15 protein-coding genes are annotated in these 15,411 nt (G+C 39.1%); 4 read left to right on the forward strand and 11 right to left on the reverse strand.

All coding sequences use genetic code 11. The annotated features are described in order from the left end of the window. Positions 1 to 35: 35 nt before the first annotated feature. From MKX73_RS16860 to MKX73_RS16875, 4 genes are all read right to left on the reverse strand, one after another. A complete protein-coding gene (locus MKX73_RS16860; RefSeq protein WP_340718450.1) occupies positions 36 to 1,367 on the reverse strand; it encodes a dehydrogenase in 1,332 nt (443 codons plus the stop codon). A 15-nt stretch (positions 1,368 to 1,382) separates the two neighbouring features. Further along, positions 1,383 to 2,006, reverse strand: a complete 624-nt coding sequence (locus MKX73_RS16865) for a serine protease (RefSeq protein ID WP_340718451.1) — start codon at positions 2,004 to 2,006, stop codon at positions 1,383 to 1,385. 123 nt (positions 2,007 to 2,129) lie between these two features. Further along, on the reverse strand, positions 2,130 to 3,317 hold the full coding sequence (locus MKX73_RS16870) for an NAD(P)/FAD-dependent oxidoreductase (protein ID WP_340718452.1): 1,188 nt from the start codon (positions 3,315 to 3,317) through the stop codon (positions 2,130 to 2,132). Positions 3,318 to 3,352: 35 nt separating this feature from the next. Next, positions 3,353 to 3,781, reverse strand: a complete 429-nt coding sequence (locus MKX73_RS16875; RefSeq protein ID WP_079527031.1) for a DUF1641 domain-containing protein — start codon at positions 3,779 to 3,781, stop codon at positions 3,353 to 3,355. A 537-nt stretch (positions 3,782 to 4,318) separates the two neighbouring features. Between MKX73_RS16875 and MKX73_RS16880 the strand changes: the two genes are divergently transcribed. Continuing rightward, a complete protein-coding gene (locus MKX73_RS16880) occupies positions 4,319 to 5,158 on the forward strand; it encodes an aldo/keto reductase (RefSeq protein ID WP_340718453.1) in 840 nt (279 codons plus the stop codon). Between the two features lie 70 nt (positions 5,159 to 5,228). Here MKX73_RS16880 and MKX73_RS16885 read toward each other — a convergent pair whose 3' ends face one another. Then, positions 5,229 to 5,612 (reverse strand): winged helix-turn-helix transcriptional regulator, encoded by a 384-nt coding sequence (locus MKX73_RS16885; RefSeq protein ID WP_079527035.1) that lies wholly within the window; start codon positions 5,610 to 5,612, stop codon positions 5,229 to 5,231. Between the two features lie 110 nt (positions 5,613 to 5,722). On the opposite strand from MKX73_RS16885, the gene MKX73_RS16890 reads away from it, so the two are divergent. Then, the gene (locus MKX73_RS16890) at positions 5,723 to 6,943 is read left to right on the forward strand and encodes an MFS transporter (RefSeq protein WP_340718454.1); all 1,221 of its coding nucleotides are present in this window, start codon (positions 5,723 to 5,725) and stop codon (positions 6,941 to 6,943) included. 195 nt (positions 6,944 to 7,138) lie between these two features. After that, on the forward strand, positions 7,139 to 7,939 hold the full coding sequence (locus tag MKX73_RS16895) for a M15 family metallopeptidase (RefSeq protein WP_340718455.1): 801 nt from the start codon (positions 7,139 to 7,141) through the stop codon (positions 7,937 to 7,939). A gap of 77 nt (positions 7,940 to 8,016) precedes the next feature. Here MKX73_RS16895 and rarD read toward each other — a convergent pair whose 3' ends face one another. The 3 genes from rarD to MKX73_RS16910 all read right to left on the reverse strand — a co-directional run bounded on the left by rarD (position 8,017) and on the right by MKX73_RS16910 (position 12,549). Next, positions 8,017 to 8,943, reverse strand: a complete 927-nt coding sequence (gene rarD / locus MKX73_RS16900) for an EamA family transporter RarD (RefSeq protein ID WP_340718456.1) — start codon at positions 8,941 to 8,943, stop codon at positions 8,017 to 8,019. An 86-nt stretch (positions 8,944 to 9,029) separates the two neighbouring features. Continuing rightward, entirely contained in the window at positions 9,030 to 10,796 is a 1,767-nt protein-coding gene (locus tag MKX73_RS16905) for an ABC transporter ATP-binding protein (protein WP_340718457.1), read from the reverse strand. Further along, positions 10,786 to 12,549, reverse strand: coding sequence for an ABC transporter ATP-binding protein (locus MKX73_RS16910; RefSeq protein ID WP_340718458.1), 1,764 nt, complete (start codon positions 12,547 to 12,549; stop codon positions 10,786 to 10,788). Before MKX73_RS16910 ends, MKX73_RS16905 begins: the two co-directional genes overlap by 11 nt. A 467-nt stretch (positions 12,550 to 13,016) precedes the next feature. On the opposite strand from MKX73_RS16910, the gene MKX73_RS16915 reads away from it, so the two are divergent. Continuing rightward, on the forward strand, positions 13,017 to 13,595 hold the full coding sequence (locus MKX73_RS16915; protein WP_340718459.1) for a copper resistance CopC family protein: 579 nt from the start codon (positions 13,017 to 13,019) through the stop codon (positions 13,593 to 13,595). A gap of 49 nt (positions 13,596 to 13,644) precedes the next feature. On the opposite strand, the gene MKX73_RS16920 is transcribed toward MKX73_RS16915, so the two are convergent. The 3 genes from MKX73_RS16920 to MKX73_RS16930 form a co-directional block, all read right to left on the reverse strand. Further along, positions 13,645 to 14,379, reverse strand: a complete 735-nt coding sequence (locus MKX73_RS16920; protein ID WP_340718460.1) for a glucose 1-dehydrogenase — start codon at positions 14,377 to 14,379, stop codon at positions 13,645 to 13,647. Between the two features lie 76 nt (positions 14,380 to 14,455). Next, positions 14,456 to 15,088, reverse strand: coding sequence for a TetR/AcrR family transcriptional regulator (locus tag MKX73_RS16925; RefSeq protein ID WP_340718461.1), 633 nt, complete (start codon positions 15,086 to 15,088; stop codon positions 14,456 to 14,458). 123 nt (positions 15,089 to 15,211) lie between these two features. Then, the gene (locus MKX73_RS16930) at positions 15,212 to 15,400 is read right to left on the reverse strand and encodes a hypothetical protein (protein WP_008403793.1); all 189 of its coding nucleotides are present in this window, start codon (positions 15,398 to 15,400) and stop codon (positions 15,212 to 15,214) included. Between the last annotated feature and the right edge of the window lie 11 nt (positions 15,401 to 15,411).

A 15,411-nucleotide genomic window follows, 5' to 3' on the forward strand; every position in this document is an offset into this window, starting at 1 on the left:
AATTTTTAGAATATTTCGCATTTTACAGTTCATTCCTATTTATAAATCTCATAATAAATATAGGCATATGCTAAATCGAGGCACTTTTGGTAGCTCGGTAAATTGTTTTCCTTATTATTTACCGATGCAAAATAGATGGCCTCCAGCGCACTCTTGTTTTTCGGGTACTGTTCACGGATTTTATAGAAAACCTTTGCACATAATGTATCGGTACATTCTTCAGATAGCTGAATAATATAGCCGATTGTCGATTCATCAAGTCGCGTACTTGTAATGATGACCTCTTTCATTTCTTTCATCATTTCTTCATTAATTAAATGGATAATTTCATTGAGCTTCTCTTTTTCAGTATCCACCACTTTACAATCAACTAGCACGAGCGTATATCCTGTATCTTTTATCGAGTTTAATAGATATGTACCCGCTAGCCGAAACTGCTGTAATGGCGATATAAAACGAGTATCCAATTCAAATTCGTTGGCTGTTGACGTTTTAATATATTTTTCCATATAGCGTTTATCTGTTTCAATTTTGCGGTAAAAACGCGCTTGATATTGCTCCATCTTTTTTAGAAGCGTTTCTTCATTTATCAGCTTATAGGATTTGGTAATATATTTATAGCACTCTTGCACTAAATCCTTATGGCTATTGGCTTTCATACAAAGCAGGAGCACCTCATGCAGTACTTCTATTGCACATTCATAGCGGCCGTTTTTAAATAAAATTTTCCCCCTTAGGACCCGGACATGCAAATCGATGCGGGAAAACTTTTCAAACGGGTACTCTTCAAAATAATCATTAAATAACTTTTCCGCATACTCCACTTTGCCAATCTGCAGAGACAATTCAATATGAGGGATGAAACGGACGAGCATGAACCTTTGATCTTCCGGATTCCCCATCTTTAGAAAAACAGCTGGAATCTTGCTAATATCCCAAAAGATATCTTTCGGTAATTCATCCATTTGAGTTGCATAATAATTATTCATTGCAATTGACAGCAGGGAATAATCTTCATCTTCCAACGCCAAACTGCTCGCTAGCTGGTAGAATTTCCTTGCCTGTTCAAATTCAATACTGAAATAATAGCAATGTCCTATTACTAAATAGAGACTTGCCAAACATCCTTTAAGATTTTCTTTGATATGCTGTTCTGCGTCCAATAACAATTGCAAAATCTTCAAATTGCTATTGGATAAAATAAAAGGCTCACTATCAAATCGAAGAAAGGCATTCACCTTTTCGATATTTCCCTCTTTTACTAATGATTCAAACATTGCTGTATACGCCTCATAATGTGCATCGATTGATGAAAATGTTTGTGAACGATATTGATCAAGCTGCAATGACTTAAGTTGCTTCCCCATCGTTATATCCACCTCCTAATTTTTCAAAGATAACGGTTCGTAAAGCTCTCGTTTAATAATTGAAAATTGGTCCATAAAACGAATGACTTTATGTTTACTGTCAGCATATTTCGTTTCGTTGTCTGCCAGGTAATCCCGCAAACTTTTGATAATTGTTGTTTCGATTTGGACGAGTTTTTTGGGGTAATGTTCGTATTCATAGAAGCGGTCATTGAATAATTGCTTCGAGCTGTTTTCAAATTTCATATATAGATCATATTGTTCTTTCGGTAATGTTTCATGTACTTCACGCAAATAATCCAAAAACAGATTGACGGTCATTACCGCTGCCATTAAAGCATTCGTAAACGACCCGACCGTTGCTTTTTTCAATCGTTTGAATTTTGGACTAATCAGCACTTCATTCAATATAAAATGACGAAGCAGAAAAATGAGTGCATGCTCTGAATTGATGACCGGCTCCTCATCAAAGTAAAAGTAAACCCAAACATCGCTTACACTGTATTTTGCGAAAGATAAATGTGCAAAGTCATGGCGGATTAAATTGAAGAAATACTCAAAATGCTCGAGCTGTTTTAATTGTTCGATCTGCTGCTCATTTAAAATAAATAATGAATTCGATGTTTCAAAATCTTTCATGTTTACACCTCTTCCACGTCATTTACTACCATTATAATAGTTATTTGTTAAAATTTGTTGTTTTTTGCAAAAATAAAAAGACATACCCGAAAGAAAGTGACTTTCGGATATGTCTTGTAAGAATTAATATGCTAGGCCAAATAACGCTTTAATATGAGTCATATAGCGGATATTTGAAGCTTCTTTCATTAATGAAGCCGGTAAACCAACTAATTGAGTATTGTTTGCCCCAATTGTAGCAATACCGTCTTTACGGCCTAAAGAACCTAAAGTACCTGAGTTAGTAAATTTGAATTCTTTCAAATCAGCACCTTTAATTTGTGCAAAAATGTTGTAACCTGCAATTTCACCTTGCTGCCAAGCTACTTGAGCAGTTGGTGCATAAGTTGGACGGTCACCCGGGTTTGGAATATGTGCTGATGCATCACCAATAACGAATACTTCAGGATGTGAAGTAGATTGCAGGAAGTCATTGATTGTTGCTTTACCGCGATCTGCAGCTAAACCTGATTCAGCTACTAATGGAAGTGGAGCAACGCCGCCTGTCCATACTAATGTGTTAGCTACAATTGGCTCACGGTCTTTTAATTGGATTACATTGCCTTCAACGCCAGTAACAGGTGTTGATGTAATGAATTCTACACCGCGCTTCGATAAAGACTCTGTTGCACGATCGATTAAGTTTTCTGGGAATACCGGTAAGATTTTAGGACCTGCTTCAACTAATTTGATTTTAAGATCTTCAAATTTAACACCGTATTTCGCAGCAACTTTAGGGAAGTGGTCTACGATCTCGCCAACAAGCTCAACACCTGTTAAACCGCCACCGCCGATAACGATTGTCGCATCTGCTTCGTCTTTTGTTGTTGCATATGCTTTAATGCGTGCTTCGATATGCTCGCGGATTGCATTTGCTTCATCAACTGATTTCAATACGAAAGAGTTTTCCTCTAAGCCTGGGATTCCGAAGAAACCAGTTTGGCTTCCTAGAGCAACAACTAATGTATCGTACTGTAAAGTTTTGCCGTTTGAAAGTGCTACATTTTTGCTTTCTACGTCAAAGCTGTTTACTTTTGCGATTTCAAGGTTGATGTCAAAACCTTTGAAAATCTTTTCAAGTGGCAATGATACGGCACCTTCAGCAATTGTTCCGCCAGCTAAACGGTGTAATTCAGTAATGATTTGATGTGTAGGGAATTGGTTTACAACTGTAATACGCGCTTCGTCTTTATTTAAGTATTTACGAGCTGTTTGTGCTGCTAGTACACCAGCAAATCCAGCACCTAAAATAACGATTTCTTTAGTTACCATATTAAAAATCCTCCAATAAGATTAGATTGTACAAATTATTTCATTTGTTTACGTTCAGATGCTACTTGTAAAAATGCGTTGGCAAAGCGTAATGCTCCTTGAACCTGTGGGTCTTTCAACATTTTTAATAAACCGAAAACGCCTACTGTTTCATTGCTTTCTTCAGCACGGTCTTTCGCTTCGATCGCTGTTTGTGCCAATGATTTAGCAGTACCGACAACTGGGCTGGCCATTTCTGTTACAGCAGCAACTGTATCATTTTTTAATGTTTCGTCAGTTGCAACACTAGTAGCGAAATCATACGTTTTTGTTAATAAAGTAGTCATCTCAGCCAACTTTGGTAAGTTATCTACTAAAGTAGTTAATGAAGCTTGTACCTCTGGCTTTAGTAACTGATCTAAAACATCTAATTGTTCTTGTGTCACAGCCACTTTTTCTACCTGCTGATTATTCATTTCTGACATAATAACTCTCCTTTGCCATCACTTAATATTATTTTTTTCGAAAATTTCATACCGATTGTAAAAACTTTCACATACCATTCAATAAGCAACGATAGCACAAAGATTGGTTTGTTACAATTAGAAAACGGAAATATACGACCGAAAAACTTAATTCAAGAATATTCTGTAATTTTATTATTTAAAATAATTTTATTTTTATGTATTTAGCGTATTTTTAAGTTTTTTTTAATAATTATTTCCCTTCAATATTTTTAATATTGGAAGTATTTAAATAGTTTTTTTCTTATCATTATTAAAGGTTAATCAGGTATTTAAATGATAGAAAACAAAAATCTTCTACTAGTAAAAGTGATTCACCTACCTCCCCCTATCCCCCTCCATAATATTTTTCTGCAAAACTTTCTCTTCAAAATGGTTGATTTGACTCAATAGGAACCTCTACGTTGCTATGAAACGAAAAAGTGCGTACTTTTTTTAATTTTCATGTGAATCCATAATAAAAAAGCAACGAAATACTTATTCAATTGGAGGATCAATATGATTACTAGTTTACAAGATACAATCAAATTAAATAATGGGGTAGAAATGCCAGCTCTAGGCCTCGGCGTCTTTCAGGTGGAAAACGATACTACAGCAGAAATCGTTAAAAATGCGATTGTGCTTGGTTACCGTAGCATTGATACAGCCGCTATTTACGGCAATGAAACGGGGGTTGGCGAGGGCATTAAATCAGCACTGGCTTCTACAGGTTTAAATAGAGAGGATTTATTCATCACATCAAAAGTATGGAATGCCGGTTTGAATTATGAGGACACTGTTTCTGCTTACGAAGAGAGTCTGGAAAAATTAGGGCTGGATTATTTGGATCTGTACTTGATTCACTGGCCAGGCAAAAAGAAATTTGCCGAGTCTTGGACCGCCCTAGAGGATCTTTACAAAGAAGGGAAGATCAGAGCAATCGGGGTTTGCAATTTCAATATTTCACATCTGCAGGATTTACTGAAAAACGTTCGAGTAACACCAGTCATTAACCAAGTTGAGTTTCACCCGCGTCTGCAACAACAATCTTTACGGGCATTTTGCAAAGAGCACAATATTCTACTGGAGGCTTGGGCTCCATTAATGCAAGGCGGACTACTTGAAGATCAGACGATTGCAAACATTGCCGAAAAGTATGGAAAATCAAATTCACAAGTTATTTTACGTTGGGATATTCAAAATGGAGTAATCACGATTCCTAAATCCGTCCGAAAAGAGCGGATGGCGCAAAATGCCGACATTTTTGACTTTAATCTTACTGATGAAGAAATGCAGTTAATTAATGCGATGAATTTAGATAAACGTGTTGGTCCGGATCCGGAAGTTTTTGATTTCTAATTTGTATTGATGATTTGAAGAGACGAAAGCCTCAAGATTTTTTAATACCTTGAGGCTTTCATTCTTTACATTAGGATAGTTTTTGTACAGCAATATCATCATCTCGCTGCATAAGAAGGACTTCTTCGCCATTCTCTTTCAATTTATCGATATGTTTTTCGCCCCACGTACAAAGTAAGTTGAGCACCGGCTCCATCTCGTGTCCATATGGGGTTAAAGAATATTCGACTTTCGGTGGTACTTGGTTGTACACCTTACGATTAATTAAACCGCATTGCTCAAGTTCGCGTAATTGGGACGTCAGCATTTTCTGTGAAATGCCCGGAATTAACCGGCGAAATTCATTCGTCCGTATTTGACCATGGTGGTTAAGGTGACATAGAATGACTGGTTTCCATTTACCACCAATGACTTCAAGTGTTGCTTCGACACCAATATTATAAACTTTTTTCATTTTGTAACCCCCGGTATTATCAAAAGTAACTAAAAGTACTGTACATGCTTTTATAGTATGTATGAATAATACTATACCCTGTAAAATAAATCAAAGGAGTTATTTTTAATATGTCTACATCAAAAACACCCAACGCCAGATTAACACTCCTTGCGTTAGCAATCAGTTCGTTTGGTATCGGTTCCACAGAATTTATTAGCGTTGGATTGCTCCCGCTCATCACAAATGAGTTTGGTATCTCTTTAAGTACTGCAGGATTAACAGTATCAATCTATGCATTAGGCGTTACAATCGGAGCACCAATTTTAACGGTTTTAACATCCCGGCTTGACCGTAAAAAGGTGCTGTTGCTCGTCATGGTACTTTTTATCGTCGGTAATTTGTGGGTAGCGATAGCACCAACATTTACGTCAGTGTTGATTGGACGCATTATTTCTGCATTTGCCCATGGTGTATTTATGTCGATTGCGGCGGTAATTGCTGCTGACGTTGTAGCACCTAACAAACGGGCAAGTGCCATCGCTTTTATGTTTACTGGATTAACTTTGGCAACTGTCAGTGGAGTACCTTTAGGAACATTCATTGGTCAAGTAACGGATTGGCGGCTATCATTCATCTTTATCGTCGTTATTGGCATAATTGGTTTAATCTGCAATGCGTTTCTTGTACCAAATAATTTAACAAAAAGTAAACCAATGTCATTAAAAGATATCGGAAAAGTATTAAGCAATTTCCGTATGCTGTTAATTTTATTTATTACAGCAATGGGTTACGGAGGCGTAATTGTTGTTTACACATATGTGTCCCCTATTCTTGAAAATCAAATGGGCTACTCCCCTCATGCAATTGTCGTAATATTAGTTGTATACGGAATTTGTGTCGCAATCGGTAATACAATCGGTGGCCATTTTGCAAATATGAATCCATTGCGTGCGATATTCATCTTCTTTATTGGACTTGCTTTAACGTTACTTGGAGTATACTTCTCTTTTGATTCCAAAGTAATTGGGCTCATAATGGTTTTAGCAATGGGACTGTTTATGTTTATGAATGTGCCAGGCTTACAACTGTATGCCGTTCAGCTATCCGAAAAATATGTACCGTCAGCTACTGCAATGGCTTCCGCTTTAAATATTTCAGCTTTCAATATCGGGATTTTCCTCGGTTCATATGTCGGCGGTTTAATTGTACATTATCAAACACTGGACAATACTCCCCTGTACGGATTTTTAATGGTAATCATTGCAGCAAGTATTACGTTAGTTTGGATGATTGTAGAAAATAAACAAAACACATGCCCTGATAATGAATTTTCGCCCTTAGCCAAATAAACGCTATAAAATATTTATAGAAACCTCTCCTAACTTTATTGTTTGAGACGGTTTCTATTTTTGTTTATAATTCCATACGGAAATAATTTATAAGGAGCTCAACCTGATTTTCATAGTACTTCGGAATATCTCCACAATTTTAAGCTTCAAAATTCCGATTTATTTGCTATGCTTAGATTGAAGGAGCGTTATTTAATGAAAAAGATTATTTTTATACTTATTTTAGCCTTTCTTGGCCTACAAATTTTTACGACGGAGCAAGCTGGTGCTCCCGACTTGCCTCAGCAGCTTTCACTAGCCTCGTATTCCGTTTCCAGCGGGGATCTTGTTCTTGTTAACCGGGACATCGCATTACAGGATGAGCCGGACAATTTAGCCTCTATTCCTGCCGATATTGCTGAAAATGTGATCGTCAATTCAGAGTATTTTCTTGAAGAACAGGCTATTGCACCTCTCAAGCAATTATTCGATGCGGCAGCGGAAGATGGAATTGAGCATTTCATTATTAATAGCGCCTATCGCAGCGGAAAACTTCAGGAACAGCTATTCGAACAATATGGTGCAGATTACTCGCTGCCTGCCGGCTATAGTGAACACCAGACCGGTTTATCGATTGATATCGGTTCGACTATGGGCAAAATGGAAAATGTTGCAGAAGGGAAATGGATGGAGGACAATGCATCGGAATTCGGCTACATCCTGCGCTACCCTGAAAACAAAGTAGACATTACGGGGATTGAGTATGAACCATGGCACTTCCGATACATAGGCTTGCCCCATAGCGTGATGATGAAGCAGCACGACTTCGTTTTGGAGGAATATATCGCTTATCTTAAAGAGAAGCAATTTTATAAAATGAAATTAGACGATACAACCTATTTCGTGCATTATACCGGCAACAAGACATCCGTTAACACACTTGAATCCAATTATATCAAGGTTTCCGGTGATAATGTCGGAGGCTATATTATTACTTCCGTATTGGAACAACTATGATAGCCGTTGATAAATCGAAGAAAAAAACGACCATTTGCAAAGTGCAAAATGGTCGTTTTTTTGTATGGATTGCTTCATTATACTTTCACTTCATGCTCTTTACTGTAAGTCGCATGCTGTCTTCTCGCTTCAAGCACTTTGGATGCCGAAAAGATGAACACCGCCAGCCAAATACATACGAACGTGATGAATTCTGTCAGTGTAAAAGGCTCCTTGTATAAGAAGATGCCGAGCATTAAGCTGATCGTTGGTGCCAAAAATTGAATAAAGCCCAATAGATAAAGCGGGATTTTTTGTGCACTTTTAGCAAAAAGGACAAGTGGTACGGCTGTTACAATCCCGCCGCCCATCAGCAATAGATTCGTTTTCCAGTCCACATGCATAAAGGCAATTTCCGACGTATTCATTAAATAAATGTAGATCGCAACGGCAATCGGTAACACAAACAATGTTTCGATTGCAAGTCCGCGTGTCGCATCGAGCGGAATCTGCTTTTTAATGACACCGTAAAAAGCAAATGTCAGCGCAAGCGCCAGTGATACCCAAGGAATCGTTCCTCCTAATACCGCCTGGTACCCTACCCCGATGGCCGCAATGATGACGGCTACCGCAGTTGCCCGGGAAATTTTCTCTTTAAAAAAGATCAGTCCGAACAATACGGATATAAGCGGGTTAATATAGTAACCTAAACTCGTCTGTAGTAAATGTCCATTGTTTACTGCCCAAATAAAAATTCCCCAGTTGAGCGAAACAAAGACCGATGCTATGAACAGTAAAAAAAACTGTTTCTTATTTTTCCATAGCATTTTTATATCCGCTATCATCTGTTTGTACTGACGGATCAGCAAAACAAACAGAACGGTGAATACAAAGGACCAAATGACGCGCCCCACTAATATTTCTACACTGCCGACATGCTGCAGCTGCTTCCAGTAAAGGGGAATGATCCCCCACATTAAATAGGCGCCGATTGCTAAAATGACGCCCTTCTTTAGTTCTGACATTGGTGCACCTTCTAATTTTTGATACTCTCATTATAGATGTCCATATTTGAGAAGTAAATAATTGTAGCTTCATAGCGACGTTAAAATTATTCTACGATACCATTTTGCAGTAAATACATTTTGTGATATAACCCTTTTTGTGCGATGAGCTGCTGGTGTGAGCCGCGTTCGACAATCTCCCCTTTATGCAATACCAAAATTTGCTCGGCATCCTGTATTGTTGAAAGTCTGTGGGCGATCGCGATCGTTGTACGCCCTTTGCGCATTTTTTCCAATGACTGCTGAATGCCGACTTCTGTTTCGGTATCGATCGCTGCCGTTGCTTCATCGAGCACCAGGATTTTCGGGTTTGTCGCAATTGTCCGCGCAAATGCCACGAGTTGGCGCTGTCCGCTTGAAAACGTTGAACCGCGCTCTGTCACACGGCTTTCATAGCCATCCGGAAGCGATTCGATGAAATCATTTGCCTGCACAAATTCTGCCGCTTCCTTCACCTTCTGTAAAGTGAGACTCTCATTATACAGTCGAATGTTCGAAGCAATCGTTCCGTAAAACAGAAACGGATCTTGCAGCACGAGCCCCATTTTTTCCCGTAGTTCCCGCTGTTCATAATCTTTGATCGACTGGCCATCAATTAAAATTTCACCGCGCTTAAACTCATAGAAACGCATTAGGAGATTGATAATGGAACTTTTTCCGCTGCCGGTATGCCCGACCAACGCAACCGTTTCCCCAGGATTGACCGTGAATGAAATATTTTTCAGCACGTCCTGCTTCCCGTCATAGCTGAACGACACATTTTTAAATTCGATATGGCCTTTTGAAACCTGGACCGGCTTGTTTTGCTGTGCCGGCTCGAGCTCTTCATTATCAATCAGCTCAAATACACGGGATGCCGCTACAATCGCCTGCTGGAACAGTGCGAGACGTTCCATTACTTGGTTGATCGGGTCAAAGAAACGGTTCATATATGTAATGAACGCATAGACAACTCCGACTTCCACTGCTGTTTCAAATGATGTCCATCCGAAGTAAAACAGTAGAATAACGATCGCTGTAAAGTACACTAGGTCAATAATCGGACGCAGCAAAAGACTGTTCATTTTCGTATTGGCCATCATGGACTGGAAGTGTTCTTCATTCACACGGTCAAACTCGTCATTAAAACGGGGTTCTTGACGGAATGCCTGCACGATGCTCATTCCTGATAGTGTTTCAGAAAGTTTCGCATTGAGCTCACTCAGCTTTTCCCGCATACGCATATACACGACCGAACTCATTTTGCGGTACAGCCAAATGATGTACATAATGACCGGCAGCAATAGAAGCATGTAAAATGCAAGCTTTGCATTCAGGAAAAACATTGCAGCGTATACACCGACAATTAAAAATGCCGCCTGTACAAAGCTGATGAGTACCGAAACAAACATATCTTTAATCGCTTCCGTATCATTTGTAGCCCTGGACACGATTGAACCGGCCGGAACCTGGTCAAAGTAGCGCATGCCCAATCGGTGAATTTTTGAAAACACATCAATCCGCAGCTGCTGAATAACTTTCAGGGCAAGCTCCTGGAATTTAATATTTTGATAATATGTGATCACGACGTTCAGCAACTGAATAACAAAGTATCCGACACCGAGTGTCACGATGGGTCCCATATCAAAATTGCCGATCATTAAATGGTCATCGATATAGACTTTGATCAAATACGGACCGATAATATCTCCGAGAACCGTTAAAACAAGCAGAAACAGCGCAATGGCCAATATTTTTTTATGCGGTTTTAAATACGTAAAGAGACGCTTTAATACGAGGTGCTGTTCTTTACTTGAAATTGTCTCATTCGCCATCGTGGTCACCCCCCTGTTCCACTAACTGTTCAAGCTGCTGTAACTGGTACATTTCATAATAGCTTCCTTCCAGTGCCATCAGCTGTTCATGGGTCCCTTTTTCAATGATCGTTCCTTCATCAACAACGATAATGACATGTGCCTGCTGGATTGCACTTAGACGGTGTGATGTAATAATCGTTGTCGCATTTTTCCGCTCTTCTTTTAATGCATGTAAAATGGCTTCTTCTGTACGTGCATCGACCGCAGATAAAGAATCATCCAATATGAGCAGTTCAGGCTTCATCAGTAATGCTCTGGCGATGGAAATCCGCTGTTTCTGTCCGCCTGAAAGGGATACCCCCCGTTCACCGACGATCGTGTCATAGCCATCTGTAAAGCTCATAATGTCTTCATCAATATTGGCAAGTGCCGCCGCTGCACGAACTTCCTCCATGCTTGCACGCGGGTTGGCAAAGGCAATATTGGAATAAAGTGTTGCCGAGAATAAAAAATGATCTTGCGGTACATAACCAATCGCCTGACGCAGAGAACTTTTCTTATAGTCATTTATATTGTGTTCACCGAATTGAATCGTTCCTTCATAACCTTCAAACTCACGAAGCAGCAGCTTTAAAATAGACGTCTTCCCGGCACCTGTTTTACCGACAATTCCGAGTGTTTCGCCGCGTTTCAGCTCAAATTGCACATCGTTTAATGTCGGTGCCGCATCTCCAGGGAATGTAAATGAAGTGACGTTGAATAGAAGATCTCCTGAAGGGTTCTCTTCAATTGCGTCTATCTTGTCATCAATTTCAACCGGGGTATTTAAAATACGTTCGATTCGGTCATATGAAACACTGCCCCGTTCGACGATATTGAACAGCATACCAATTGCCAGCATCGGCCAGATCAGAATACTTAAATACGTCGTGAAAGTAACTAAATCACCGACAGTCATTGCATCTTCCAAAATAAATTTTGTCCCGAATCCAAGACTTAGCATAAAACTCAATCCGACTACAAAGCTGATCGTCGGGTCAAATAGTGAATCGACTTTTGCTACGCGCATATTTTTTTCCACTACTTCATCGGAGAGCTTCGTAAAATCCGCAACATCCTCCTGTTGCTGACCAAACGTTTTCAGCACTTTCATCCCGCTGATACTTTCCTGTGTTTTATCGTTTAAATCGGAAAATGCAGCCTGGGCATGACGGAAACGCTCATGCAGAAGCTTGCCGTAATAGCTCGTCGATAACGCGACTAGCGGCATCGGAATGAGTGCAATTAATGTCAGACGCCAGTCAATCGTAATCGCCATCGCCAAAATGACAAAGCCCCCTGTTGTAAGCGAGTCAAATAATGTTAAAACCCCGCCGCCAGCTGTTTGCTGCACTGCACTTATATCATTTGTTGCATGTGCCATTAAATCACCGACACGATTTTTTTGATAAAACGACGGTGACATTTGTGTAAAATGGCGATGGAGCTTTTCGCGTAATGTTCGCGCCAACAGGTTGGACGAACCAAAAATCATTTGACGCCAGTAATATCGCAGTATGTACATGGCAATTGCCACACCGATGATGATGGCGAGCCATTTAAACAAACCTGCTTTCGTTAATGTACGTGCACCGATTTCATCGATAGTAAAGCCGATAATTTTCGGCGGCACAAGCTGCAGGATGGCTACTAATACAAGCATTAGAAGCCCGACTGTGTATTGGTATTTTCGCTCTTTAAAAAACCAACCTAATTTAAGAAATACCTTCATTCTTTCACCCTCTTTTGATTCCTTTACAAATGGTGGGGTTGATTTCCATTCCGGGTCGGACGCTTTCCGCGGGCGTGGCCTGAGCCTCTAGTCTCAGGCGTCACGCTATTCCCGCAGGAAGCTTGCTTGTAGCGAAAGGCGCCAGCCGTCAGCTACACTCGCCTCCCCTCCATTCCAATCAACTTTACTGTCATCAGTATGCCATCCCACTATTTATAAAGAACCTCTTTTTTTACTCAAGTTCCCCCATTTTACCAAATATTTTAATTTTCCGATATATTTTACAAATATTTTTTTCGGATTCCGAATTATTTTTTCGTAATGGTTTTTGCATTTATATTTTCGCTTTCAATATTTCTGTATTTTTTTGTCCATACTATATTCAATATTCCATTTACAGCAGATTTGTTTTAATTTTTCTGCAGCAATGGGAACTGCTAAATGAATATCGAAAGGAAGTTTTTTCATTGAGGAAACAATTATTATTATCGTTTGTTGCTACATTTTTATTATTTGTACCGGGAGCATTCGCACATACACACTTAGTATCAACTAATCCTGCAGAAGGTGAGACGGTTGACGAAAATATTAAAAATATTGATTTAACGTATGAAGGAAAAATTGAAGAAGGCAGTATATTTAAAGTATTAGCAAGTGATGGTAAGGAGATGGAGATTCATTCTATTTCTGTAAATGATGGAGTCCTATCCGGAATAATGCTTGATCCTCTTCCAAATGACACTTATACAGTTGAATGGGATAGTATTAGCGAGGATGGACATCCATTATCAGGTTCATTTTCATTTGCAGTAAATGCGCCTGCGGAGTCAAAGAAGGAAGAGGATAATGCAGCTGATACAACTGAAAAAATTGCCGACGATGTAGATTCACTTGTCGATACATTAAAGGATGAAACGAATTCCGATGATAATGACGAAGGCTCATTTTGGACGCTTGTTATTGTCATTACGCTGATTGTACTTGTGCTCGCAGTGATAACGATGTACAGCTATAAGAGATGGTTAGTGAAGAAAACGAAAAAATAAAGCAAATAAAAACTGCACTCTAAAACAATTGGAGTGCAGTTTTTTCAAATTATTGTGCTGTTATTCCGCCATCAACAACAAACTCTGCACCTGTTGAGTAGCTTGACTCGTCCGATGCTAAGAAGACTACTAATTGAGATACTTCTTCTGGTTGTGATACGCGTTTCAGCGGGATATGCTTTGCAAATTCTTCGATTGCAGCTTTTGCATCTTCCTGCATGATCATCGGTGTTGCAATAACACCCGGGTGTACTGAGTTTACACGAATACCCATTGGCGCCAAGTTTAACGCAGCTGCTTTCGTCATACCACGAACAGCAAATTTAGTATCTGTATAGCCTACAGCACCACCAACTAAGCCATTGATTGATGAAATGTTGACAATTGAACCGCCACCAGCTTTCATCATTGAAGCCGCCACTGCTTTCATACCTAAGAATACTGATACTTGGTTGATATTGACGATTTTCATGTATTCATCTAAAGACATTTCCAGCATATTTTTGTTCATCGAAATTCCTGCATTATTTACTAATACGTTTACAGGACCAAATGCTTCTTCTGCTTTCGCGATAACAGTTGTCCAATCTTCCTCTGAAGTAACGTTTTGTTTTACGAAGATCGCATTTTCCCCTAATTCTGTAGCAAACGCTTTCCCTTTTTCTTCATTTAAATCTGTTAAAACTACTTTTGCACCTTGTTCTACAAATGCCTTAGCGTGGGCGGCACCCATACCTTGAGCAGCACCTGTAATAATAGCAACTTTACCCGTTAATCGAGACATCAAAATCATCCTCCTAAAAATATGATAGTTAACTATCACTATCTCGATTTAACAATAACAATGTTTGATCGGTCCGTCAATTTTTAGTTGCTATGAATTGTAAAAACATCTCCTTAATCAGCTTTAACTGCTTTTTAGGATCTAATTTCACAGGTAGATTAGGGTCATGCTCGGTCAAATAGGATTCTACAGTAAAGTAACTTATATTTTGTACGACAGTAAACACATACTCAGGAATATCAATGCCTGCTCGTATTGATTTGTCTTCCATTCCTTTTTCTGCTATAGAATACAAAACATTGGCCATTTCTCTTCGAATATTTATGAATTCCTTGTACTCGTATGTCTCTTCAGAAATCGGTTTATAAGCTTCGAATGCTTTAAAAAACTTCACAAACTGATGCTGCGGGTCATCGATTAACTCAATATAATAAGTTAATATCCGTTCAATTTGTTCATAAGCGGTCAAAGGTTCATTTGCAATGTGCTTGATAGAATTTGTCATTTCATTTGTTATTTCATTATTGATTGCCAATACGAGTAATTCTTTATTCGCAAAATAACGATAAAATGTCGCAATACCAATCCCTACTTCATTTGCAACGTCCTGTAATTGAACTTGCTGAATTCCGCTGTCCAACATTAAAGACTTTGCTGCCTGTATAATTTGCTCCCTGCGCTGTTGTTTTCTTTGTTCTCGAATACTCAACTGTTTTCCCCTCAATTTTACATATTATAGCTGTATTGTATCATGATTATATACAGTTAATTTAATGGTCACGCTCAAAAAAATACACCGCAACAATTGGATTCAATCGTTGCGGTGTCTGTATTAGCGTAAACGTTCCAAGTCCTGATAATCTTTCATATATGGGCCATCTTCAGCCACAGCTGAATGGTACAGCGCTTTAACCGCGAAGTTTTTTTCCAGTCCCATTTCCGATTTCAGTTTTTTCAGTTCGTCATGCAGTTCGCGATGCTCATTGATTAATTTCAGCATCGTTGTTTTATTGTATTTCATATCTTATCACT

The organism is Solibacillus sp. FSL W7-1436, assembly GCF_038007305.1.
Lineage (GTDB): Bacteria > Bacillota > Bacilli > Bacillales_A > Planococcaceae > Solibacillus.

What these genes read in the sequence shown, in the direction of transcription:
- MKX73_RS16860 (WP_340718450.1), bottom strand. Translation starts at nt 1,367, where the DNA reads ATGGGGAAGCAACTTAAGTCATTGCAGCTTGATCAATATCGTTCACAA.
- MKX73_RS16865 (WP_340718451.1), bottom strand. Translation starts at nt 2,006, where the DNA reads ATGAAAGATTTTGAAACATCGAATTCATTATTTATTTTAAATGAGCAG.
- MKX73_RS16870 (WP_340718452.1), bottom strand. Translation starts at nt 3,317, where the DNA reads ATGGTAACTAAAGAAATCGTTATTTTAGGTGCTGGATTTGCTGGTGTA.
- MKX73_RS16875 (WP_079527031.1), bottom strand. Translation starts at nt 3,781, where the DNA reads ATGTCAGAAATGAATAATCAGCAGGTAGAAAAAGTGGCTGTGACACAA.
- MKX73_RS16880 (WP_340718453.1), top strand. Translation starts at nt 4,319, where the DNA reads ATGATTACTAGTTTACAAGATACAATCAAATTAAATAATGGGGTAGAA.
- MKX73_RS16885 (WP_079527035.1), bottom strand. Translation starts at nt 5,612, where the DNA reads ATGAAAAAAGTTTATAATATTGGTGTCGAAGCAACACTTGAAGTCATT.
- MKX73_RS16890 (WP_340718454.1), top strand. Translation starts at nt 5,723, where the DNA reads ATGTCTACATCAAAAACACCCAACGCCAGATTAACACTCCTTGCGTTA.
- MKX73_RS16895 (WP_340718455.1), top strand. Translation starts at nt 7,139, where the DNA reads ATGAAAAAGATTATTTTTATACTTATTTTAGCCTTTCTTGGCCTACAA.
- rarD (WP_340718456.1), bottom strand. Translation starts at nt 8,943, where the DNA reads ATGTCAGAACTAAAGAAGGGCGTCATTTTAGCAATCGGCGCCTATTTA.
- MKX73_RS16905 (WP_340718457.1), bottom strand. Translation starts at nt 10,796, where the DNA reads ATGGCGAATGAGACAATTTCAAGTAAAGAACAGCACCTCGTATTAAAG.
- MKX73_RS16910 (WP_340718458.1), bottom strand. Translation starts at nt 12,549, where the DNA reads ATGAAGGTATTTCTTAAATTAGGTTGGTTTTTTAAAGAGCGAAAATAC.
- MKX73_RS16920 (WP_340718460.1), bottom strand. Translation starts at nt 14,379, where the DNA reads ATGTCTCGATTAACGGGTAAAGTTGCTATTATTACAGGTGCTGCTCAA.
- MKX73_RS16930 (WP_008403793.1), bottom strand. Translation starts at nt 15,400, where the DNA reads ATGAAATACAATAAAACAACGATGCTGAAATTAATCAATGAGCATCGC.